Source organism: Testudinibacter sp. P27/CKL/0425 (genome assembly GCF_052931395.1).
On sequence record NZ_CM128801.1, the window covers coordinates 1,338,194 to 1,361,861 of the forward strand.

A 23,668-nucleotide genomic window follows, 5' to 3' on the forward strand; every position below is an offset into this window, starting at 1 on the left:
AGCCTATCCTGATTGATCTGTGATGACCGCACTTTGGGTTTTTCGGTTTTAGTTTTTTGACGCTTGCACCGGCGCAGGAATTCTGCCGCCGCGGTTGATAAAGATTTCGCAGCTGCCTTGTTTAACCGGCATAATCGGCGCATACCCGAGCAGCCCGCCAAACTCTACGCTTTCGCCGACATCTTTATTTGGCACGGGGATAATCCGCACAGCGGTGGTTTTGCTGTTAATCATGCCGATTGCCGCTTCATCGGCGATAATGCCGGAAATCGTGGCGGCAGTGGTGTAGCCCGGCACGGCGATCATATCTAATCCGACCGAACAAACCGCTGTCATCGCTTCCAGTTTATCCAAGGTTAACACGCCTTGTTCCGCTGCTTTAATCATGCCCTCGTCTTCAGACACCGGAATAAACGCTCCGCTTAAACCGCCGACGGCACTGCTTGCCATCATGCCGCCTTTTTTTACCGCATCGTTTAACAATGCCAATGCCGCAGTGGTGCCGTGCGTGCCGCAAACGCTCAAACCCATCTGTTCTAAAATCCGTGCCACGCTGTCGCCGACCGCCGGTGTCGGGGCTAATGACAGATCCAAAATGCCGAACGGAATGCCTAAGCGTTTAGAGGCTTCTTGCCCGATCAATTCGCCGACACGGGTGATTTTAAATGCGGTTTTTTTCACCACTTCCGCCACTTCGGTTAAGGTTTGTGCATTGGAATTTTCTAATGCAGCTTTCACCACACCGGGGCCGGAAACGCCGACGTTGATAATCGCATCGCCCTCGCCTGAACCGTGAAACGCGCCCGCCATAAACGGATTGTCTTCCACCGCATTACAGAAAATCACCAATTTGGCACAGCCAAAGCCGTCAGGCGTGATTTCAGCGGTTTGTTTCACGATTTCGCCCACCAATTTCACGGCGTCCATATTAATTCCGGCTTTGGTTGAGCCGATATTGACCGAGCTGCACACAATATCGGTCGATTTCAATGCTTCCGGAATCGAACGGATCAGCGCCTCGTCCGATGGGCTCATGCCTTTTTGCACTAGGGCAGAAAAGCCGCCGATAAACGACACGCCAATTGCTTTGGCGGCACGATCTAAGGTTTGGGCGATTGACACGTAGCAATCCGCTTTAGTCGCAGCGGCAATTTGCGCAATCGGAGTAACGGAAATCCGTTGATTGACAATCGGCACGCCGTATTTAGCCGACAGCTCTTTTGCGGTTTGCACCAAATCTTTGCCGACAGTGGTGATTTTATCGTAAATATTTTGGTTCAGCGTTGCCAGATCAGCACTGATAGAGTCGTGCAGGTCAATCCCGATAGTAATGGTGCGCACATCAAAATTCTGATCCGACACCATTTTCAAGGTTTCTAAAATCTCGAACGATTGAATATTGTTGTTCATCTTCAACCCTTAAATGCGGTGCATGGCATTAAAAATCTCGGTATTTTGCAAGCGCAAATCCAGCCCCAATTTCTCACCTTCTGCTACAAAAAACGCAGCTAAGGTTTGATAATCTTTCTGGCAGGCACTGGTATCAACCAAAATAATCATGGTGAAAAATTCATTCATCAGCTGCTGGCTGATGTTGACGATATTGATTTGCTGTTCAGCCAATAACTTAGCGACATCGTACACGATCCCGATACGATCTTTACCAATTACGGTTAATACGGAGTTGTTCATAAAAATTCCTATGCGTATATGTAATATTTTTTATTCGCCTTTAAATTTTTTTAATAGGCGGCTAAAGAACCCTTCTTTTTTAGGTTCTACTGTTTTAGTGATATTTTGATTATCAACGATATTATAACTAATATCTTTCACATCTATTTTTTCATCATCAGGCAGCGATGATAATGCGCTATTGATTTGCTCTGCAGCAACTTCTTCATAAATTAATGCACCTGTAGGGTCACAATTAAATAAATTGGAGTAACATTGGCTATTATTTAAGTCTAATGGATTTGGCATAATAACATCAGTTGCTTCAAGTAAACCAACATTTAATTCCTGTGCCATTTTTAATGCATTAATAAAAACAGTAATGTTGCGCTCATAAAATTCATCGAGAATTTTTTGGAATTCGGGATTATTTTGATAATCGAGTAATAATTGTGAAACTTGTGCAGCAGGGATAAACACGCCAACACTATAATTTTCTTGAATGCCTTCATGTTCTGGTGGCTGAATCGTTCTTGGAATAATCTCTTGCCAAGATTTCGTATATTTTTTAAATTCAGGGTAGGATTCGATTAAAAAAGAAAATGCACTGCCACGATTATAAAAATATTGACGGAAAAAGCCTTGCACAATCGCCAGTAAATAGCCGTATGTTGAGTTAAAAGGAATATCGTAGTTGTTATATTGCTTTGTATAAAGAAGCATCTCTTTATATCGCTCAATATAAAAAGGCTCAATTTCATGTTGTGTTGCCAGTTTTTCAATATTTTCCCAATTTTCATTTCTTGCTTCGGACAAAACATCAAAAAACCAATCATTCATTTCTTGTTCTGAAATTGGGTGGTAGCTCACATCAAATCCCATAATCTATTCCTCTAAAAATGGATATAAAAAAACGCTATTAAAAAATAGCGTTTATCGTTAATTACACATTAAAACGGAAGTGCATCACGTCGCCGTCTTTGACGATGTAGTCTTTGCCTTCCAAACGCCATTTTCCGGCTTCTTTTGCACCGGCTTCGCCTTTGAATTGGATAAAGTCTTCATAACCGATTACTTCGGCACGGATAAAGCCTTTTTCAAAGTCGGTGTGGATTACGGCGGCGGCTTTTGGTGCGGTTGCACCGACGGAAACCGTCCACGCACGCACTTCTTTCACGCCGGCGGTGAAGTAGGTTTGCAGGTTTAGCAATTGGTAACCGGCACGGATCACACGGTTCAAGCCCGGTTCTTCCAAGCCTAATTCTTGCAGAAAATCGGTTTTTTCTTCGTCGTCCAGTTCGGCAATTTCCGATTCAATCGCCGCACACACCGGCACAACCACTGCGCCTTCGTTTTGTGCAATTTCACGCACCCGATCCAGATACGGATTGTTCTCGAAACCGTCTTCATTCACATTGGCGATGTACATGGTCGGTTTTAAAGTTAAGAAGTTATAGCCTTTAATGGCGTGCAATTCGTCTTTGTCTAAGCCGACGGAGCGGATCATGCCTGCGTTTTCCAACACCGGCAGGATTTTTTCCATAATCGACAACTCGAATTTAGCGTCTTTGTCGCCGCCTTTGGCACGTTTCGTGAGGCGTTGAATCGCTTTTTCGCAGCTGTCTAAATCGGCTAGTGCCAATTCGGTGTTAATGGTGTCAATGTCTTCCGCCGGATCAATTTTGCCGGCAACGTGCACGATGTCATCATTCTCAAAACAGCGCACCACATGACCGATCGCATCGGTTTCACGAATATTGGCTAAGAATTTATTGCCTAAGCCTTCGCCTTTGCTGGCGCCCGCTACCAGACCGGCAATATCCACAAATTCCATAGTAGTCGGCAACACACGCTCAGGCTTGACGATTTCCGCCAGCGCATCTAAACGTGAATCCGGCATCGGCACCACGCCGGTATTCGGCTCAATGGTGCAAAACGGATAGTTCGCCGCTTCGATTCCGGCTTTGGTCAACGCATTGAACAGCGTTGATTTTCCTACATTCGGTAAACCGACGATACCGCACTTAAATCCCATAATGTTTTCCTTGTTAGTACAATGTTCGATAATTAAATTTTAAAGCCGTTTAAACGGTTGGTCGCTTTGGTGATGCCGTCTTTTAACAGAATATCCACGCAAATTGCCGCTTCTGCCACCGCTTGTTCGATAACGTTCAGCTCATTTTGCGGCGGCTTATTTAACACATAACCGCTGACCAGATTTTTGTCGCCGGGGTGTCCGATCCCTAAACGCAAACGGTAGAAATTTTTATTGTTGCCGAGATTGGCAATAATGTCTTTCAAACCGTTGTGTCCGCCGTGTCCGCCGCCTTGTTTGATTTTGGCAGCACCTGGCGGCAGATCCAGTTCATCGTGCGCCACTAAGATCTGTTCCGGCTGAATGCGGTAGAAATTTGCCAGTGCGCCCACCGCTTTTCCGCTGAGGTTCATAAAGGTGGTCGGCACTAACAACCGCACTTCACTGCCGCCCACCATGGCACGAGCAGTTTTGCCGAAAAATTTATTTTCCGGCGCAAGACTGAGGTTATATTGGCGGCAAAGCTGCTCAATCAGCCATTCGCCCGCATTATGGCGAGTGCTGGCGTATTGATTGCCGGGGTTGCCTAGGCCTACGATTAATTTGATTTCCGACACGCTGTTTCCGTTTGGTTGTTCAAAATAGAGTGATAAAAAGAGGCTATTTTACGTTAAAATCCGATTTCTCACAATCCGCAACCACAACACAAAACGGTTTAGCGCACTAATTTTGAGATGTAGGGGATATTGCGCAGTTTGTCCTGCCAAGGCAAGCCATAGCCGACTAACAGATCATCGTTGGTCATTTCGTAAGCAAAATATTGTGTTGCTTCGATAGTTGTGCGCCCCGGTTTGACAAACAATGTGGCAATCGAAATGGATTTGGGCTGGAAGTGATGTAAATGCTCAACCAAGCGCTTCATTGTGCCGCCGGATTCAATCGCATCGTCTATAAGAATAACATCTTGATCGGCGATATTGATATTCTGGTGATACACAATCTCAGGCTGATTTTGTCGATCGCCCGGCGTGTGCGGGCAAGAGATATAATCCATGCGAATCTCAAAATTGAGCTGACGCACCAAATCAGCGGTGAACAATATACCACCGGGTATCACGCTGATGACGACAGCCTGTTGGAAATGACGATTGAGTTGTTCGGCAACGCGGCTGACACCGTTTTGAATCTGTGTCGCATCGAGAACAACTTCACCAAGATGTTGATTTTTCATTTTGTTTCCTTGATTCAAGAGGTTTAATTCAGATTATAGCGGTTTTAATTCTGAATCCAATAATCGTTGTAATAATGCTACACCGTTTAACACACGAAATTCGGCGTATGCCGCTTGCGCAAAATACTCGCCTTTCCCTTCGGCGAAAAAGAACTGTTTGCCGGGCAGCGTGATCATCCATAAAGCGCCGTAATCCGGAATTTGAATGCTGAAATAAATATCCGCCGCACAGCCGTCATATTGTTGCGGAGGCGCGCTTTCCAAACGGCATAAACTTGCCACGCCGTTTTCGGCTTGGTTCAACAGCGCGTAACGGGTTTTCGGCTGGTTTTGCTGCCATTCGGCGAATTGGGCATAAGCGGCTTGTAGTGCTTCATATTCAGCGCTACTTTCCAATTCGCTATACGAATCTTGATAGTTGATATTCAAGGCTTGGCGCTGTTGTTCGTCTTCCGCCTCAAGTGCGGTGCGGATTTCGTTCGCCAGGGCGTAATTCAACTCCATATAATCGCCCTGCATCAGTGAACGCGGATCAACCGGCGCCATTTCGAGGATCACCGAATGCCCATGATTGAGCACGTTTTCGTAGCGCTGAATGCTACTATTGCCAAGCACCAAAGTGCTTACTAAGCTGAACAACGCCAGCGCCGGGGTGAGATAGCCGATTTTGAGCTTCGGCTGCTCGGTTTGCGGCGTTTGTGAATCGACTTGGTCGCGGGTTTGTCGCTGTAATGTGAATGCCAGCAGTGCAAAGAGCAGACCATTCGCCAACAGCAAAAACGCTTTATACAACAACGGCAAGCCAAGCCAGTAATAATATTGGCTCAAGAACTATACCAGTGACAGCGTGGCGATACCAAACAGCACACGGTGATGATTCGGGTAGGCAAGTAGCAACAAACTGAAGCCGAACAACACACTGTTAGATCCGGCAAAAGTTAAGCAGAAAAGGCTGAGTACGATGGCACCGATGATAAAACTTGGCTTATTCAATGAATATTTTTTGCTAAACAGCAGGTAAAGCATCAGTGGTGAGAAATTGATTAACAGCTGAAGTAGTCCGCCCAGATGCCAATAGCCGAACGGGAACAGCGCCTGCAGGCCGCGCTGCCAAAAATCAGCCCAACTTAGCGATAACACCGCGTTGTTGGTTGTCTCCATACCGGAGGAAACAAGGCCGAATGCAAGCAGTGAAAACTGCATAAAGCCCAAATAGAACAGCAACAAGCCCCACGCGGCGGCTTGCAAATAAGGTTGTTGGCGCGACGGTTTGAGTGAGAAATAGAACAGCAACAGCGTGCAAACCGGCAGCCAGTAGGCGCTGTAGCGCACAAAGATCAGGTAGCCCAAGCCGTTCGGCTCGGCAATTAGATCGTCAGCAAAATCCGACTGCGCATAAGTGATGCCGACCTCAGATGTAAACCAATAAAACAGTGTCGCCAGCAGCACAATCAGGCTGTAACTTTGCAGCCAGTTGATCCGAATTTTCGCAAAGCACCATAAGCAAAGTATGCTAAAAATCAGTAGCAACCAACCACGTTGCTCAAACAGCTGCGAGGTTTCATAGAACTGATGTTGAACCACCTTGAGATAGATTGAACCTAAGGTTAAGCCGATGATTAGCAGCATTCCGGTCACTAATTCGTTCTGCTTTTGGTAATATCCGGCTATCCCGACACTCAAAAAGAGCAGTGTTGTCATCAATAAAATCGGGAGAGACGATTCGGTGAACAGCACCAGAAAAATCAACATTAACACGGTGATTAGCAACGCTAGTCCGGCAAACAGCAGCTGCAATTGCCACGGCATAGCGGCAAAATTGTCGTAGCGCTGATACACTTTTTCAAATGAATCGCCAGTGCGATCGCACCGCCTAAGGTGCTCATCAGTGCGAGAAAAATCGATCCGCCAGTGAAAGAGTCTGTTTTCAAGATTAGAATATTGAGGCTCATCAGCAAAAACGCCCAATAGCCGCTTTGGTTAAATAGATCGGATTTTGCTGTAGTAATACAGCAGCCCGCCTGCCGGCAGCCAAGTGAGTATAATCAGTTTGCCTTGAGCGAAACAAAACAGCAGCAGCGTGCCAATCAGCATCACGTTGCTGACTTTTGACACAACACGCCAGTAGATCGTGCAGCGGCTTGGCAAAACGTTCCGCCACGAGCACAAACAGCAAATTCAAGCCGATCAGCGGGTAGTGGTTAATCTCATAAACCGAGATGAAATCCAGATAAAGCCAAAGTGCGGTGTTGGCGGTCAGAATCAGCAATAACGCCGCCGCTACGTTCGGCAATGCAAGCAATAACGGCAATTGCAACAACGTCCAAAGCGCAAACAGCTGCCACGGATCCGCACCGGTTTGGTAAATCTGCCCGATTAATGCCAACAGCGCACCAATCAGCACCGCCGCAATAAAAAAGAGTGTAGCCGTCGCAAATTTCAACCGCACTTTGCCCACTTTTCGGTATTCGCGCGCATACGCCACCAGCCCCGCCAATACGCTGAACACTAACAGCCCTTGAGTGGCATACAATTTACTGAATTTCCCGAACTGATCCCAATTGGCGGCGATCCAAGTGACCACACCGCTGGAAAGGAAACCGGCGGTGATTAACACGCTTAAAATCAGCAAATATCTTTCCCATGATGCAGTAAACAGCAAAGTGCGGTTTGGCATTTTGTCACCTTTCGTCAGTTTTTCCATCTATTTGGTCTTGATAGTAATGCATTTTGATAGATTAAACAATCTATTATCTTTTGCCGCCGAGTGTTGCTAAACTAAACGCAATTTAACCGCCGTATGGAGTGAATCATGGCGATACTGGAAGTCTGTGTTGACAACATTGAGTCTCTGAAAACCGCACAGCAGCACGGTGCGAATCGGATTGAACTGTGCGGCGCATTGGCGTTGGGCGGCATTACGCCGAATTACGGCTTGATCAAAAGTGCGGTTGAAGCGGCAACCGTGCCGGTTTATGCGATGATTCGTCCGCGTGCCGGGGATTTTCTGTTCAGCGCCGATGAAGTTGAGATTATGTTGGCGGACATCACGCAGGCAAAACGGCTTGGGGTGAACGGCATTGTTATCGGCGCACTGACCGCCGCCGCAGAGCCGGATCGCAATATTTGCCGCCGCTTGATCGACACCGCCGACGGACTGGGCGTGACTTTTCACCGCGCGTTTGATCTGTGTCACGATCCGCAAACCGCACTTGAGCAAATTATCGAACTCGGCTGCGAACGGGTGTTGACCTCTGGGCAGCAGCCGACTGCGCAGCAAGGGGCGGCATTGATTCGTCAGTTAGTTAGCCAAGCCGATCATCAAATTTCAATTATGCCCGGCGCCGGTGTTAACTCACAAAATGCGCTTGCCTTGCTGCAAACCACCGGCGCACAAGAACTCCACCTCTCCGCCAAAGGCTACCGCCACAGCCTAATGAAACCCACACAGCAAGCAGCGATGGGCGCGAACGCCGAAGACGACCAACGCATCGCCATAACCGATGCCGAAACCTTAAGTGCAGTGGTGCGGGCTGTTGGTCAATTTACCGCAAGCAGTTGAGGTTTGATATTGGCAAAAGGTTGGCGTATATTACGCGCTATCCATTTATCCAAGGTCAGGAATCCATGCCATCTGTCAATCAATCCGCGCTGGTGGGCTATAGCGCCGAGCAAATGTATCATTTGGTCAATAATTACGAACAATATCCGCAATTTTTGCCCGGCTGTGTCGCCAGCAAAACCTTAACTCACGGCGAAAATGAGTTGACTGCCGAGCTGGTGATCAGCAAGGCGGGCATCAGCCAGCAATTCACCACCCGCAACCGAATGCAACCGCACAAACAAATTGAGATGCAATTGGTAGAAGGGCCGTTTCGTTTTTTGCAAGGTTATTGGCAATTTGATGCACTCGATGAGCGCTCCTGTTATATCCGGCTGAAGCTGGATTTTGAATTTTCCAGCGTGTTAATTAGCATGGTATTTGGTAAAATTTTTGAACAGCTGACGCAAAAAATGATTGATGCGTTTAAAAAACGGGCAAAAGAGGTGTATGGTGGCTGATAAAATTAGTATTCAAATTGCCTATGCGCTGCCGCACGGCTATTTTTTACAGCGCTATCAGGTCGAGCCGGGCACGATTATTCAAAACGCCATTCTACAATCGGGCATTTTGCAACAATATAGCGAGATCGATCTGCGCACCAATACCGTCGGTATTTTCAGCCGTTTGGCGAAGCTGACCGATGTATTAGAGGACGGCGATCGAATCGAAATTTACCGTCCGCTGCTTGCCGATCCGAAAGAGATCCGCCGCAAGCGTGCCGAACAGCAAAAACAGGAATTGTTAGCACAAAAGGCGCAAGAGAAACAGCAGCGCGCCGACGAAAAAGCGAAAGAAAAACGCGAAGCAAAAAAACAAGTGCGGTCGGAATCCGCCTCATCATCTGAATAAGGATCATCTCATGTCAAAAATCGCCTATTGTTTACCGTCAGAAATCAGTGCCGAGCAGTTTTTGGCAGAGTATTGGCAGAAAAAACCGTTACTGATTAAAAACGGTTTGCCGCAAATTGTCGGGCTGCTTGAGCCGCAAGACATCATCGAACTGGCGCAGCAAGAGGACGTTACCGCGCGTTTGGTGAAAACTGAGGTGAATCCACAGGGCGAGGAGGCATGGTCGTTAAAAGTCAGTCCGTTAAGCTCTAAAGATTTCAAAAAGTTACCTGCGCAGTGGTCGGTGCTGGTACAAAATTTAGAGCAGTGGTCGCCGGAACTCGGCGAATTATGGCAAGCGTTCGGCTTTATCCCGCAATGGCAACGCGACGACATTATGGTGTCCTACGCGCCAAGCGGCGGCTCGGTCGGCAAACATTATGACGAATATGACGTGTTTTTGGTGCAGGCATACGGACATCGCCGCTGGCAGTTGGGCAAATGGTGCGATCCGAGCACCGAATTTAAGCCGAACCAACCGATCCGCATTTTTGACGACATGGGCGAGTTACTGCTAGACGAAGTAATGGAGCCCGGCGATGTGTTGTATGTGCCGTCGCGCTTGTCGCATTACGGCGTGGCGCAAGACGATTGTTTAACGGTTTCGTTCGGCTTACGCTATCCGAATCTCGGGGATTTAATTGATAATATCAATGATGCGATTTGCCACCCGACACCGCACTTTAATCCGGCTGAGTTGAATATTCCATTGCGGCTATCGCCAACCGAACAGCCGATGGCAAGACTGGATCCGGCAATGGTCGCCAATATGAAACAGCAGTTGTTGGACTACTTCAGCCAATCGCCGCAATTTGAGCAACTGTTTCAGCACGCAGTGGCAAGTGCGGTCAGCAGCCGACGCTACGAACTGTTGCAATCGGACGATGAGTTTTATCCGGAAGAATTGGCGGAGATGTTGCAAAATGGCGTGACCATTCAGCAAGACAGCAACAGCAAAATCCTTTACACCGAACAACCGTTTGCGCTGTACGTCAACGGCGAATGGTTAGACGAACTGAGCGAAGTTGAAAGTGCGGTATTAACAGAACTGGCAAACGGCGCGTTGTTAGATTGGGACGCTTTACAACAATTTGTGGCAACCGCAGATGATTCGATGACAGAAGAGTTACTGCTCGATTCCCTATGCAGCTGGCTGGAAAACGGCTGGCTGGTGTTGGATTCGGGGGATTGATTTTTTAACAGTTGCTACGACTATTTATTATTCGTTTCACTGTATTTAATAAAAGTATGCATGATATTTTCACCCTCTCCGTTTACAAAGAGGGCTACTAAAGGCTGGTGGGAGTCGTTACTTCACTTCCCGAAACATAATTTCAGCGGGAATCACGCTGCCTTGCCAATAAAGCTGGCTGGCGACGGTTTCTGCCAGTTGTAGAAAGGCTTGGCTGATTTCGTGTTGCGGAGCGGCTTCCACGGTTGGGGTGCCTTGATCCAGATCTTCACGCAGGCGGATATGCAGCGGAATCTGCCCTAATACTGAAATCTGATATTTTTCCGCCACTTTTTGCGCACCGCCGGTGCCGAAAATGGCTTCGTGCTGTCCGCAGTTGCTGCAAATATGCACGCTCATATTTTCGATAATCCCCAACACCGGCACGGAGACTTTTTCAAACATCGCAATCCCTTTCACTGCGTCTAACAGTGCGATGTCTTGTGGGGTAGTGACCACGATTGCGCCGGTAACCGGAATTTGTTGTGACAGTGTCAGCTGAATATCGCCGGTGCCCGGTGGCATATCGATCACTAAATAATCCAAATCCGGCCACCACGTTTCTTGTAATAACTGGCTTAAGGCGCTGCTCGCCATTGGGCCGCGCCAAATTGTGGCGTTGTCAGCCGGCATTAAAAAGCCGATTGAATTGGCATAAATACCATGAGCTTCAATCGCCACCATGTGTTTGTTGTCGGGCGAGGTCGGGCGTTGTTCGGCTGCGCCTAACATATGCGGAATAGACGGGCCGTAAATATCGGCATCTAAAATGCCGACGCGTGCGCCTTGGGCTTTTAGCGCTAAAGCCAAATTCACTGCGGTGGTCGATTTGCCGACGCCGCCTTTGCCTGAAGTGACCGCGATGATGTTTTTCACGCCGTTCACCGCCGGGTGATTATTGGCGCGTTTCAAGGTGGCAACGGCATAATTTAGCTGCCAGCGCACGGTTTTTGCGCCGCTGATGTTCAGCAATTCCGCTTCAAGTGCGGTTTTCAAGCGCTCAAAGCCGCTGTTCCACGCGAAAGGCAGTGTCAATTCAATACGTAAGGTGTCGCCGCCCAGTTCGATTTTTTTCAACGCTTTCAATTCAATTAAGTTTTTTTGTAGCGTCGGATCACGAAAATCGGCAATTGCTTGTTCAAGCTGTGTTGTTTGAGCGTCGCTCAACTCGGTAGAGGAAAATAATCCCATGATAAATCCTTTATTTTTATAAGGTTACAAAAGATAAGTCAAATTCGTCTCCGCTATTTAATCATGTTTGCCCGCCAGTGTTAAGTCAATTTCAGTATTATTGTTGAATCAAGCGACAAGTGCGGTTCAACTGGCAAAAACACGCGGCTTAAGGTAAGATTAGCGCCTATTTTATTGATAAAATTTTCTACAAGGGTTTCAAGATTCCTATGTCCATTTCAGCGTCAACTTCAGCGTCAACTTCAGCACGCAAAATTTTGGTGACTTGTGCGTTGCCGTATGCCAACGGTCCGATCCATTTAGGGCATTTACTGGAACATATTCAGGCGGATATTTGGGTGCGTTTTCAGCGGATGCGTGGCAATGAAATTCATTTTGTGTGCGCCGACGATGCGCACGGCACGCCGATTATGTTGAAAGCCGATCAAATGGGGATCACGCCGGAAGCGCTGATCGCACAAGTGAAAAGCGAACATAAAGCTGATTTTGACGGCTTTAATATCAGCTTTGACAACTATCATTCCACCCACAGCGACGAAAACCGCGAATTGTCGGAAGCGATTTATCGCAAGCTGAAAAGCAATGGTTTTATTAAAAGCCGCACCATTTCACAATTGTACGATCCGCAAAAAGGCATGTTCCTGCCGGATCGCTTTGTGAAAGGCACTTGCCCGAAATGTAAATCGGAAGATCAATATGGCGATAATTGTGAAGTCTGTTCCGCCACTTACAGCCCGACCGAGTTGATTAATCCGCGTTCGGTGGTGTCGGGGGCGACGCCGGTGATGAAAGAATCGGAACACTTTTTCTTTGATCTGCCGAGCTTTGAGGAGATGCTGAAAAGTTGGATCCGTTCCGGCTCGTTGCAACAAGAAGTGGCAAACAAAATGCAAGAGTGGTTTGAAGCCGGTCTGCAACAGTGGGACATCACCCGCGATGCGCCGTATTTCGGTTTTGAAATTCCCGATGCGCCGGGCAAATATTTCTACGTTTGGCTGGATGCGCCGATCGGCTATATGGCATCGTTTAAAAACTTATGCGATCGCGAAGGGCTGGATTTCGATCAATACTGGCACAAAGACAGCACTGCCGAACTGTATCATTTTATCGGCAAAGACATTATGTATTTCCACAGCCTGTTCTGGCCGGCGATGTTGGAAGGCAGCGGTTACCGCAAGCCGAGCAATATTTTTGTGCACGGCTATGTCACGGTGAACGGCGAAAAAATGTCGAAATCACGCGGCACATTTATCCAAGCGGCAACCTATCTCAAATTGCTGGATCCGGAATATTTGCGTTACTACTACGCGGCGAAATTGAGCCACCGCATTGATGATTTAGATTTGAATCTGCAAGATTTTGTGCAGCGCGTGAATGCCGACATTGTGAACAAAGTGGTGAACTTGGCGTCGCGTAACGCCGGATTTATTCAAAAGCGTTTTGAAGGCAAATTGGCGGGTAGCCTAGAAAATCCGGAATTGTTGGCGGAATTTAACCAAGCGTCTGATAGTATCGCCAATTATTTTGAAAACCGCGAATACGGCAAAGCGATCCGTGAGATTATGGCGCTTGCCGATAAAGCCAATAAATATGTGGATGACAAAGCGCCGTGGGTAGTGGCGAAAGAGGAAGGCAGAGAGCAGGAGTTGCACCACATCTGTTCAATGGGAATTGAAATGTTCCGCATTTTAATCGGTTACCTGAAACCGGTGTTGCCGGAATTGGCGGCGCGTTCCGAAGCATTTTTACAAACCGAACTGACGTGGAAAAACTTGTCGCAGCCGTTGTTAGGGCATCAGATTGCGCCGTTTAAAGCGCTGTTTAACCGTTTGGACAGCAAACAAATTGACGAGTTAGTCGCGCTGTCAAAAACCGAAAACGCCCAGTTAGCTCCGGCAGCAACGCCAGCCGAGGAAAATGCGACGAAACAAAAAGCGGACTATGAACCGATTGCCGATACTATCAGCATTGATGATTTCGCTAAAATTGATTTGCGTGTGGCGAAAATCGTGAAAGCGGAATCGGTGCCGGAAGCGAATAAATTGCTGAAATTAACTCTCGACATCGGCAGTGAAACCCGCCAAGTCTTTGCCGGCATCAAATCCGCGTATAAACTGGAGGAGCTGGAAGGGCGCTTGACAGTAATGGTGGCGAATCTTGCGCCGCGCAAAATGAAATTTGGGCTGTCGGAAGGCATGGTGCTGGCGGCAGGGCCGGGCGGCAGTGAGCTGTTTGTGCTCAGCCCGGACGACGGCGCGCAGCCGGGAATGCGTGTGAAATAAGCGAAAACCGCACTTTGTGATGAGCAAAGTGCGGTTTTGTGTATTTGGATAAGTTGTATTCTATTTCTATTTTGTCGTATTAAGGGAATATCCATGAAACTGGACGAAGTGGCAAAACTAGCCGGGGTGTCGCGCACCACGGTCAGCTATGTGATTAATGGCAAAGCAAAACAATTCCGCGTGAGCGATCGCACCATTGCCAAAGTGATGGCGGTGGTCAACGAACATAACTTTAAGCCCAATCCGGTTGCCGCCGGATTGCGCGCCGGACACACTAATACGATCGGCTTGATCATTCCCGATTTGGAAAATATCAGCTATGGTAAAATCGCCATGCGCTTTGAAGCCTTATGCCGAAAAGCAGGCTATCAGCTGTTTATCTCATGTTCCAACGACAATCCGGAAAACGAGAAACTGTGCTCCACTCAATTAATCGCACGTAAAATTGATGCGTTGGTGGTGTCCACCGCATTGGCGGCGGACGATGATTTTTATCAGCAGATTAGCAACGTGCCGATTATCGGTTTCGACCGACAAGCGAATAATTTAAATAATATTAATATCTTATATCACGACCAACAAGATAGCCGCCACTTGGCAGCCAAATTGCTACAGCAGCAACAGATCCGCTCCGTGCTGTATTTCGGTGCGCAACAAGAGTTTCCGATCAGCCGTGAACGTGAAGCCGGTTTTCGCCAAATCGCCGAAGATTCACCGCTGAAGGTGGACTATCTCTACGCACCGCACTTTACCCGCGAATCCTCAATTGCGGCGTTTAGCGAATGGCTACAGCAGAATGCCCTGCCGGATGCGTTGTTTGTCACCTCATTAACCTTATTACAAGGCGTATTACAAGTACTGCTGCAACAACAAGGCGCAATTCCGCCCGAACTGACAATCGCAACTTTCGGTGATCAACAAATGTTTGAATTGCTGCCGAACCAGTTAATCAGCGCCGTGCAGCCGTATGATGAGATTGCTGAAAATTTACTGACCGCAGTGCAACAAAACACGGTGAAAAGCGCCGCCAAAAAACAACGTAACAGTGAAGCCTATCCGCTCTGGCTGCATCGTGAAATTTTCTGTAAACGCAGTCAGAGTTAACCGTTTTTAAGTGCGAAAGTGCGGTAGCGATAGAGTGATAAAAAAGCACCTCGAATGAGGTGCTTTGCTGTGTTCAATCCAAGTGCGGTTATTTGGCGATCCGTTTGTATTTGATGCGGTGCGGTTGCACGGCTTCGGCGCCAAAGGTTTTCTTTTTCCACTCTTCATAATCGGTGAAGTTGCCCTCGTAGAAGGTGACTTTGCCCTCATCGCCGTAGTCTAAAATATGGGTGGCGACCCGATCCAAGAACCAACGGTCATGGGAGATTACTAACGCACAGCCCGGAAATTCTAAAATCGCATTTTCCAGCGCGCGCAGGGTTTCTACGTCGAGGTCGTTGGTCGGTTCATCGAGTAATAATACGTTGCCGCCGGTTTGCAGCAGTTTTGCCAAATGCAAACGCCCGCGTTCACCGCCGGAGAGTTCGCCGACGCGTTTTTGTTGATCCACGCCTTTGAAGTTGAAACGTCCGACATAGGCGCGGCTTGGAATTTCAAAATTGCCGATGCGCATAATGTCTAAACCGCCGGAAACTTCTTCCCACACGGTTTTTTTGTCGTCCATGCTGTCACGGAATTGATCAACCGACGCTAACACCACGGTTTCTCCTAAGGTCACTGAACCACTGTCAGGCTGTTCTTGTCCGCTGAGCATTTTGAATAGGGTGGATTTCCCTGCGCCGTTCGGACCGATGATCCCGACAATCGCCCCTTTCGGAATGCTGAACGATAAATCGTCAATCAAAGTGCGGTCGCCGTAGGATTTGCTTAAGCCGCTGACTTCGATCACTTTGTCGCCTAAACGCGGACCAGGTGGAATAAACAATTCGTTGGTTTCGTTACGTTTTTGATAATCGTCGCTGTTAAGCTCTTCAAAGCGTGCCATCCGCGCCTTGCTTTTCGCTTGGCGACCTTTCGGATTTTGGCGCACCCATTCCAATTCTTTCTCAATGGATTTCTGGCGTGCTGATTCGGAAGCCGCTTCTTGCGCCAAGCGTTTTTCTTTCTGTTCCAACCAAGAAGAGTAATTGCCTTCCCACGGAATGCCCTCACCACGGTCAAGCTCCAGAATCCAGCCGGCAACATTGTCGAGGAAATAACGGTCATGGGTGATCGCCACAACAGTGCCCTCATAATCGTGTAAAAAGCGCTCTAACCACGCAACCGATTCGGCGTCTAAGTGGTTGGTCGGTTCGTCGAGCAACAACATATCCGGCTTTTCCAACAACAAACGGCACAGCGCCACGCGGCGACGTTCCCCGCCCGATAAATGTTCGATTTTAGCGTCCCAATCCGGCAGGCGCAGCGCGTCGGCGGCACGTTCCAATTGGTTTTGCAGGTTGTGCCCGTCGTGCGCTTGAATAATCGCTTCCAGCTCGGCTTGTTCGGCGGCGAGCTGATCGAAATCGGCGTCCGGATCGGCATATAGTGCATACACTTCATCTAAACGGGTCAGTGCGGTTTTTACCTCGCCGACCGCTTCTTCTACCGCTTCGCGCACGGTTTGTTGCGGTTCGAGTTTCGGTTCTTGCGGCAGGTAGCCGATTTTAATCCCCGGCTGTGGGCGCGCTTCACCCTCAATATCTTTATCAATGCCCGCCATAATGCGCAGCAGGGTGGATTTACCGGCACCGTTTAAGCCGAGAACCCCGATTTTGGCACCCGGAAAAAAGCTCAGGGAAATATTTTTCAGAATATGCCGCTTCGGCGGCACAACTTTGCCGACGCGGTGCATGGTATAAACAAATTGGGTTGACATGGTCTGTTTTCCTTTCCATATTTAGGATAAAAAATCGGTTCATTTTAGCCTAATTTGCACCGCGACGCCATGATTAGGCGTGCGGCTTAGGGTAATGTTTTAACCATTCGCGCAAGCGTTCGACCCCGGCGCGCATATGTTCGATCTCCCGAGTGTAGGCAAAACGCAGATAATGCTTGGTGCCGTTGCTGCCGAAATCAATCCCCGGCGTGGTTGCCACTTGGATTTCTTGCAACATCTGTTTGGCGAATTGATAGCTGTCGTCGGTGTAGCGCGAAACGTCCGCCCACAGATAAAACGCCCCTTGCGGCTTAAATTCGATGGTAAACAGCTCGCTTAACGCCTGATACAGATAATCACGCCGCTGTTTAAAGGTAGCTTGAATTTGGTTCAAATAGTCGGCGTCGAACGCTTCCAATGCGGCGTATTGGCTCAAAGTCGGGGCGCAGATAAAAATATTTTGCGCGATAATTTCCGCCTCGCGCACTTTGTTTTCCGGCACGATAATCCAGCCCAAGCGCGCCCCCGGCATACAGAAATATTTAGAGAAACCGTTAATCACATACGCATCCGGATTGAACTGAAGTGCGGTCGCCGCTTGTTGTTCGTACACCAAACCGTGATACAATTCATCGAAAATAAATGCGATCTCATGTTGGCGGCAATAGTCATTCAGCGCCCGCAAATTTTCGGCGCTGTAAATATTGCCGGTCGGATTGGCAGGGGAGGAAATTTGTAGTGCCTTAATCGGCTGCCCGTGTAGTTGCTCGGTGGTGAGTTGATAACAGTTGCGTTGATCGACCGACATAAAGTGCGGTTCGACTTCCATTAAATAGGCAAAATTTTTATAACACGGATACGACGGATCGGTCAGCCCCAGTTTGTCGCCTTTTGCTAAGGTCAGCGCATAGGCAATCAAAAATGCGCCGCTGGTGCCGGGGGTGAGCAACACGCGTTGCGGCGAAATGTCAACGTGATAACATTCGCGATAATGTTGGCAGATTTTTTCGCGCAATGCTGCCAGCCCAAGGCTTTCGGTGTAGCTGAATTTGTTTTCGCCGACCGCACTTTGCAGTGCGGCTTTGACTTTTGGCGACGGTGGCAGATCCGGCTGCCCGATTTCAAAGTGGATCGCATTCGGATATTTGGCGGCTTCGCGTACAATATCCATTACGATAAAGGCGCTCATTTTGTCGTAACGCATGATTTTATCCTTAGAAAAAGTGAAATTGGGGAAATCCTACGGCAATCGGTTTAACCTTGCAATAGCTGCGGTTTATTGCGGTGCAGGGTGGTCAAAAAATACAAAAAAACGCGATAAAAAAATTCACAAGCCGAATGAAGATCTGTATAATCCAACCGCAATATTTTTACCTTCATTTTTTTCCACCTTTCAAAAAAGAGAGATATTGCAATGCTGAGAGTCGTTAAAGAAGCCCTGACATTTGATGATGTGCTGCTGCTTCCCGCCCATTCCACTGTTTTGCCGAACACGGCAGATTTATCCACTCAACTGACCAAAGATATTCGCTTAAATATCCCTGTTTTATCCGCGGCGATGGACACCGTCACCGAAGCTAAACTGGCAATTTCTCTTGCGCAGGAAGGCGGCATCGGATTCATTCACAAAAACATGACTATCGAGCGCCAAGCCGATCGTGTGCGTCGTGTGAAAAAATTTGAAAGCGGCATCGTGAGCGATCCGATTACGGTGCGCCCGGAAATGACATTGCGCGACTTGGAAGCGTTAAGCAAAAAAAACGGCTTCGCAGGCTATCCGGTGACCACCGAAAGCGGCGAATTGGTCGGAATTGTGACCGGACGCGACGTGCGCTTTGTTACCGATTTAGATCGCCCGGTCACCTCGGTGATGACGCCGAAAGAGCGGTTAGTCACGGTAAAAGAAAACGAACCGCGCGAAGAAGCCTTTTCGTTAATGCACGCCCACAGAATTGAAAAAGTGTTGGTGGTGAACGACGATTTCAAACTGGTCGGCATGATCACTCTGCGCGACTACCAAAAAGCCGAAAGCAAACCGAACGCCTGTAAAGACCAATACGGTCGCTTGCGCGTGGGCGCGGCGGTTGGTGCCGCGCCGGGCAATGAAGCGCGAATCGACGCACTGGTGGAAGCCGGGGTGGATGTGCTGCTAATCGACTCTTCGCACGGACATTCCGAAGGGGTGTTGCAGCGCGTGCGCGAAACGCGTGCGAAATATCCGGATTTGCCGATTGTCGCCGGCAATGTGGCAACCGCTGCAGGCGCAATTGCATTGGCAGATGCCGGCGCAAGTGCGGTGAAAGTCGGGATCGGACCGGGTTCAATCTGCACCACCCGCATCGTAACCGGCGTTGGCGTGCCACAAATCAGCGCGATTGCCGACGCAGCCGAAGCCTTGAAAGATCGTGGCATTCCGGTGATCGCCGACGGCGGCATCCGTTATTCCGGCGACTTGGCAAAAGCCATTGCCGCAGGTGCGTCGTGCGTGATGATGGGTTCTATGTTTGCCGGAACGGAAGAAGCCCCGGGCGAAATCGAACTGTATCAAGGCAGAGCGTTTAAAGCCTATCGTGGCATGGGTTCATTGGGCGCAATGACCAAAGGTTCGTCCGATCGTTATTTCCAATCCGACAACGCCGCCGATAAATTAGTGCCGGAAGGCATCGAAGGGCGGATTCCTTACAAAGGATTGCTCAAAGAGATTATTCATCAGCAAATGGGCGGCTTGCGCTCGTGCATGGGCTTGACCGGCTGCGCCACCATTGAAGAACTGCGCACCAAAGCCGAGTTTGTCAAAATCAGCGGCGCCGGCATTAAAGAGAGCCATGTGCATGATGTTACTATCACCAAAGAAGCTCCGAATTATCGGATGGGGTAAGCCTAATCGTAATAAGGACTAAATGTGAAACCGCCCTTTGAGCTGACCAATCAGATGTTGAATCGTATTGTGGAGATTTCCCATAAAATCGGGCAGCTTCAAGGGCAATATGAACGAAATCTGCATTTGCACAAAGAAAATCGGATTCGTTCGATTCAATCTTCTTTGGCGATTGAAAACAATTCGCTCACGATTGAACAAGTGAGCGACATTATTAACGGCAAACCGGTGTTAGGCGATCCGCAGGAAATTCACGAAGTACAAAATGCGTATCAGGCTTATGAAGCGATTTTGAGTTTTGATCCGTATTCGGTTACCGATTTTCTCCGTGCCCATGGATTGCTGACGCAAGGCTTGGTGAGTCAAGCCGGTGTTTTCCGCGAAAAAGATGTCGGCATTTTTGACGGACAAGGCAATGTGCTGCATCTTGGCGCCAGACCTGAATTTGTGCCGCGCTTGGTTCAACAGCTGTTTGACTGGGCGAAAACCGATGATACGCCGGATTTGATTAAAAGTGCGGTTTTGCATTATGAAATCGAGATGATCCATCCGTTTGCCGACGGCAACGGGCGAATGGGGCGTTTGTGGCAAAGTGTGCTGCTCAGTCGTTGGAACCCGTTGTTTGCCTGGCTGCCGGTGGAAACTATCGTGTATCAACATCAGCAAGATTATTATGCGGTACTAAGGCAGGCGGATAAATCGGGGCGTTCGACGGTGTTTATTGAGTTTATGCTCGATCGTATTTTAGAAACGTTGGAACAGTATTCGCTCACTGAAATGAGCGAAAAAGTGAGCGATAAAATGAGCGAATTATCCGAAACTGCACGCGCAATGTATCGGATTCTTGCGACGCATCTGGCAAACCATACACGTTTGTCGGGGGGCGAAGCTCAGCAACTGTTGAACAAACCGCCGGCAACTACGCGGCGCTATCTGGCTAATTTTGTTGCCTTGGGGCTGCTAGAGGCTATCGGCACCACCAAAAACCGTTATTATCAACTGCCGTCATCAACAAACAACAGAAATCCAATTTAATCAAAAGGAACAACATGAACAACATTCATCAGCATAAAATTTTAATTTTGGACTTCGGTTCGCAATATACCCAGCTGATTGCCCGTCGGGTGCGGGAAATCGGGGTTTACTGCGAGCTGTGGGCGTGGGACGTGGCGGAGCAGGATATTCGTGATTTTAATCCGAGCGGAATTATTTTATCCGGCGGCCCTGAAAGCACCACCGAGCAAAACAGCCCGAGAGCGCCGGAATATGTTTTTAATGCCGGTGTGCCGGTGTTGGGAATTTGCTACGGTATGCAAACCATGGCTATGCAATTAGGCGGCGAAGTGAAAAGCTCAACCGAGCGTGAATTCGGTTATGCGTCGGTGGAAGTGGTGCAAACCAATCCGCTGTTTAAATCGCTGCAAAATGCCTTGTCGGCACAGCAACAGCCGCTGCTCGACGTTTGGATGAGCCACGGCGACAAAGTGACGCAAATTCCACCGCAGTTTGAAATTTCAGCGGCAACCGACAGCTGCCCGATTGCGGCGATGGCGGATAAAAGCAAGAATTTCTACGGCGTACAGTTCCACCCGGAAGTCACCCACACCAAGAGCGGTCTGGAGTTGTTGCAAAATTTTGTGCTGAATATCTGCGGTTGTGAAAACCGCTGGACGGCGGAAAATATCATCGAAGATGCCGTGGCGCGGATTAAAGCGCAAGTCGGCGATGACGAAGTGATTTTAGGCTTATCGGGCGGGGTGGATTCCTCCGTGACCGCACTTTTACTGCATCGCGCGATCGGCAAAAATCTGCACTGTGTATTCGTGGACAACGGATTGTTGCGTTTGAACGAAGCGGAGCAGGTGATGGAGATGTTCGGCGATAAATTCGGTTTGAATATTATTCACGTTAACGCTGAAGATCGTTTCTTGAACGAATTGGCGGGCGTGTCTGATCCGGAAGCAAAACGCAAAGTGATCGGCAAAGTGTTTGTGGACGTGTTTGACGAAGAGTCGCAAAAACAAGCCAATGTAAAATGGCTGGCGCAAGGCACGATTTATCCGGATGTGATCGAATCGGCGGCATCGAAAACCGGCAAGGCTCATGTGATCAAATCGCACCACAACGTCGGCGGTTTGCCGGATTATATGAAACTCGGCTTAGTTGAACCGCTGAAAGAGCTGTTCAAAGACGAAGTGCGCAAAATCGGCTTGGCGCTGGGCTTGCCGTATGAAATGCTATACCGTCATCCGTTCCCGGGCCCGGGCTTGGGCGTGCGTGTGTTGGGCGAGGTGAAAAAAGAGTATTGCGATATTCTGCGCCGCGCCGATGCGATCTTTATCGAAGAATTACACAAAGCCGATTGGTATCACAAAGTCAGCCAAGCATTCACCGTATTTTTGCCGGTGAAATCGGTCGGCGTGATGGGCGATGGGCGCAAATACGACTGGGTGGTTTCAATCCGCGCAGTCGAAACCATCGACTTTATGACCGCCCACTGGGCGCACCTGCCGTATGATCTGCTCGGTCGAATTTCCAACCGAATCATCAATGAAGTCAACGGCATCTCACGCGTGGTATATGATATTTCAGGCAAACCACCTGCGACGATTGAATGGGAATAGTCTTAATTATCAAATGGTTAAATCCTCGGGTTGCCGAGGCTTTTTTGTTTTTTCTGTGCGGATAGCCATTGTTCGACATAACAAAGTTTGTTACATTGATCGCAATTTTTTATTGGGAGAAAGAAAATGAAAATCGCAGTTTATAGCACCAAAAAATATGATAAAAACTATTTTGAACTGGTGAATGTAAAGTATGGATTTGGGCTGGAGTTTTATGATTTTCTGCTGAATGAAAGAACGGCGAAAATGGCGGAAGGCGCTGATGCGGTATGTATTTTTGTGAATGATGTCGCCAATCGCGCAGTGCTGAAAACCTTGTCTGAAATCGGGGTGAAGTTTATTGCGCTGCGTTGTGCCGGTTTTAATAATGTCGATTTGGAGGCAGCGAAAGAGTTCGGTTTGAAAGTGGTGCGCGTGCCGGCATATTCGCCGGAGGCGGTGGCGGAGCATACTGTCGGGCTGATGTTGGCGTTGAATCGGCGGATTAATAAAGCCTATAACCGCACGCGTGATGCCAATTTTTCGCTCGAGGGGTTAATCGGCTTCAATATGTACGGACGAACGGCGGGGGTGATCGGCAGCGGCAAAATCGGCGTGGCGGTGATGCGAATTCTGAAAGGCTTCGGCATGAATATTCTCACTTATGATCCATATGTTAACCCGGCGGCAGTGGAATTGGGCGCGGAATATATGGATTTGGATACCCTGTATGCGCATTCTCATGTGATCACTTTGCATTGCCCGGCAACCGCGGAAAACTATCATCTGCTAAACCAAGCCTCTTTTGCCAAAATGCGCGATGGCGTGCTGATCGTCAATACCAGCCGCGGTTCATTGTTGAATACCGAAGATGCGCTGCAAGCATTAAAAAGCCGCAAAATTCGCGGATTAGGGATTGATGTGTATGAAAATGAGCGCGATCTGTTTTTTGAAGACAAATCCAATGACGTGATCCAAGATGACACTTTCTCACTGTTAGCAGCGTCACATAATGTGCTGATGACCGGACATCAGGCGTTTTTAACCGAAGAAGCGATCACCAGCATTGCCGAGGTTACACTGCATAATATTGCGGATTTGGTGCGCAATATCGACAGCCCAAACGAAGTCAAAGCTTGAGAACAGACGTGCTAAAATCTTGATTTTATGTCGATTAATTTTCAGTAGAGC

22 protein-coding genes are annotated in these 23,668 nt (G+C 48.5%); 10 read left to right on the forward strand and 12 right to left on the reverse strand.

Annotation, left to right across the window (positions count from 1 at the left end; all coding sequences use genetic code 11):
* Positions 1-48: 48 nt before the first annotated feature.
* The 9 genes from ACUHGC_RS06650 to ACUHGC_RS06690 form a co-directional block, all read right to left on the reverse strand.
* Positions 49-1,410 carry a DUF711 family protein gene (locus ACUHGC_RS06650; protein ID WP_446832573.1) on the reverse strand — a complete coding sequence of 454 codons (1,362 nt, stop codon included), beginning with the start codon at positions 1,408-1,410 and terminating at the stop codon, positions 49-51.
* A gap of 9 nt (positions 1,411-1,419) precedes the next feature.
* A complete protein-coding gene (locus ACUHGC_RS06655; protein ID WP_446832574.1) occupies positions 1,420-1,692 on the reverse strand; it encodes an ACT domain-containing protein in 273 nt (90 codons plus the stop codon).
* A 30-nt stretch (positions 1,693-1,722) separates the two neighbouring features.
* Positions 1,723-2,553 carry a hypothetical protein gene (locus ACUHGC_RS06660; protein ID WP_446832575.1) on the reverse strand — a complete coding sequence of 277 codons (831 nt, stop codon included), beginning with the start codon at positions 2,551-2,553 and terminating at the stop codon, positions 1,723-1,725.
* A gap of 61 nt (positions 2,554-2,614) precedes the next feature.
* Complete coding sequence (ychF, locus tag ACUHGC_RS06665) at positions 2,615-3,706, reverse strand: redox-regulated ATPase YchF (RefSeq protein ID WP_446832576.1); 1,092 nt, start codon at positions 3,704-3,706, stop codon at positions 2,615-2,617.
* Between the two features lie 32 nt (positions 3,707-3,738).
* A complete protein-coding gene (gene pth / locus ACUHGC_RS06670) occupies positions 3,739-4,323 on the reverse strand; it encodes an aminoacyl-tRNA hydrolase (RefSeq protein ID WP_446832577.1) in 585 nt (194 codons plus the stop codon).
* Positions 4,324-4,421: 98 nt separating this feature from the next.
* On the reverse strand, positions 4,422-4,937 hold the full coding sequence (locus tag ACUHGC_RS06675) for a phosphoribosyltransferase (RefSeq protein ID WP_446832578.1): 516 nt from the start codon (positions 4,935-4,937) through the stop codon (positions 4,422-4,424).
* Positions 4,938-4,970: 33 nt separating this feature from the next.
* Entirely contained in the window at positions 4,971-5,765 is a 795-nt protein-coding gene (locus ACUHGC_RS06680; RefSeq protein ID WP_446832579.1) for a GDYXXLXY domain-containing protein, read from the reverse strand.
* Between the two features lie 3 nt (positions 5,766-5,768).
* Entirely contained in the window at positions 5,769-6,776 is a 1,008-nt protein-coding gene (locus ACUHGC_RS06685; protein WP_446832580.1) for a hypothetical protein, read from the reverse strand.
* A gap of 112 nt (positions 6,777-6,888) precedes the next feature.
* Positions 6,889-7,641 (reverse strand): DUF2157 domain-containing protein, encoded by a 753-nt coding sequence (locus ACUHGC_RS06690; protein WP_446832581.1) that lies wholly within the window; start codon positions 7,639-7,641, stop codon positions 6,889-6,891.
* Between the two features lie 108 nt (positions 7,642-7,749).
* On the opposite strand from ACUHGC_RS06690, the gene ACUHGC_RS06695 reads away from it, so the two are divergent.
* From ACUHGC_RS06695 to ACUHGC_RS06710, 4 genes are all read left to right on the forward strand, one after another.
* Positions 7,750-8,499 (forward strand): copper homeostasis protein CutC, encoded by a 750-nt coding sequence (locus ACUHGC_RS06695; protein WP_446832582.1) that lies wholly within the window; start codon positions 7,750-7,752, stop codon positions 8,497-8,499.
* Between the two features lie 65 nt (positions 8,500-8,564).
* Complete coding sequence (locus tag ACUHGC_RS06700) at positions 8,565-8,999, forward strand: type II toxin-antitoxin system RatA family toxin (protein WP_446832583.1); 435 nt, start codon at positions 8,565-8,567, stop codon at positions 8,997-8,999.
* Positions 8,989-9,390 carry an RnfH family protein gene (locus ACUHGC_RS06705; RefSeq protein WP_446832584.1) on the forward strand — a complete coding sequence of 134 codons (402 nt, stop codon included), beginning with the start codon at positions 8,989-8,991 and terminating at the stop codon, positions 9,388-9,390. Before ACUHGC_RS06700 ends, ACUHGC_RS06705 begins: the two co-directional genes overlap by 11 nt.
* Positions 9,391-9,400: 10 nt before the next feature.
* Positions 9,401-10,621: a ribosomal protein uL16 3-hydroxylase gene (locus ACUHGC_RS06710; protein ID WP_446832585.1), complete on the forward strand. Its 1,221-nt coding sequence runs from the start codon at positions 9,401-9,403 to the stop codon at positions 10,619-10,621.
* Positions 10,622-10,738: 117 nt separating this feature from the next.
* Here ACUHGC_RS06710 and apbC read toward each other — a convergent pair whose 3' ends face one another.
* Positions 10,739-11,851, reverse strand: coding sequence for an iron-sulfur cluster carrier protein ApbC (apbC, locus tag ACUHGC_RS06715; protein WP_446832586.1), 1,113 nt, complete (start codon positions 11,849-11,851; stop codon positions 10,739-10,741).
* Positions 11,852-12,060: 209 nt separating this feature from the next.
* Here apbC and metG point away from each other — a divergent pair, with 209 nt between their 5' ends.
* Entirely contained in the window at positions 12,061-14,133 is a 2,073-nt protein-coding gene (metG, locus tag ACUHGC_RS06720) for a methionine--tRNA ligase (protein WP_446832587.1), read from the forward strand.
* 93 nt (positions 14,134-14,226) lie between these two features.
* Positions 14,227-15,237, forward strand: coding sequence for a catabolite repressor/activator (cra, locus tag ACUHGC_RS06725; protein ID WP_446832588.1), 1,011 nt, complete (start codon positions 14,227-14,229; stop codon positions 15,235-15,237).
* A gap of 88 nt (positions 15,238-15,325) precedes the next feature.
* On the opposite strand, the gene ettA is transcribed toward cra, so the two are convergent.
* Positions 15,326-16,996 carry an energy-dependent translational throttle protein EttA gene (gene ettA / locus ACUHGC_RS06730; protein WP_446832589.1) on the reverse strand — a complete coding sequence of 557 codons (1,671 nt, stop codon included), beginning with the start codon at positions 16,994-16,996 and terminating at the stop codon, positions 15,326-15,328.
* A 73-nt stretch (positions 16,997-17,069) separates the two neighbouring features.
* Complete coding sequence (locus ACUHGC_RS06735) at positions 17,070-18,200, reverse strand: pyridoxal phosphate-dependent aminotransferase (RefSeq protein ID WP_446832590.1); 1,131 nt, start codon at positions 18,198-18,200, stop codon at positions 17,070-17,072.
* Positions 18,201-18,410: 210 nt separating this feature from the next.
* Between ACUHGC_RS06735 and guaB the strand changes: the two genes are divergently transcribed.
* From guaB to ACUHGC_RS06755, 4 genes are all read left to right on the forward strand, one after another.
* On the forward strand, positions 18,411-19,874 hold the full coding sequence (gene guaB, locus ACUHGC_RS06740) for an IMP dehydrogenase (RefSeq protein WP_446832591.1): 1,464 nt from the start codon (positions 18,411-18,413) through the stop codon (positions 19,872-19,874).
* Positions 19,875-19,898: 24 nt separating this feature from the next.
* Complete coding sequence (locus ACUHGC_RS06745; protein ID WP_446832592.1) at positions 19,899-20,909, forward strand: Fic family protein; 1,011 nt, start codon at positions 19,899-19,901, stop codon at positions 20,907-20,909.
* 14 nt (positions 20,910-20,923) lie between these two features.
* Positions 20,924-22,498, forward strand: coding sequence for a glutamine-hydrolyzing GMP synthase (guaA, locus tag ACUHGC_RS06750; protein WP_446832593.1), 1,575 nt, complete (start codon positions 20,924-20,926; stop codon positions 22,496-22,498).
* A gap of 126 nt (positions 22,499-22,624) precedes the next feature.
* Positions 22,625-23,617: a 2-hydroxyacid dehydrogenase gene (locus tag ACUHGC_RS06755; protein WP_446832594.1), complete on the forward strand. Its 993-nt coding sequence runs from the start codon at positions 22,625-22,627 to the stop codon at positions 23,615-23,617.
* Positions 23,618-23,668: the final 51 nt, after the last annotated feature.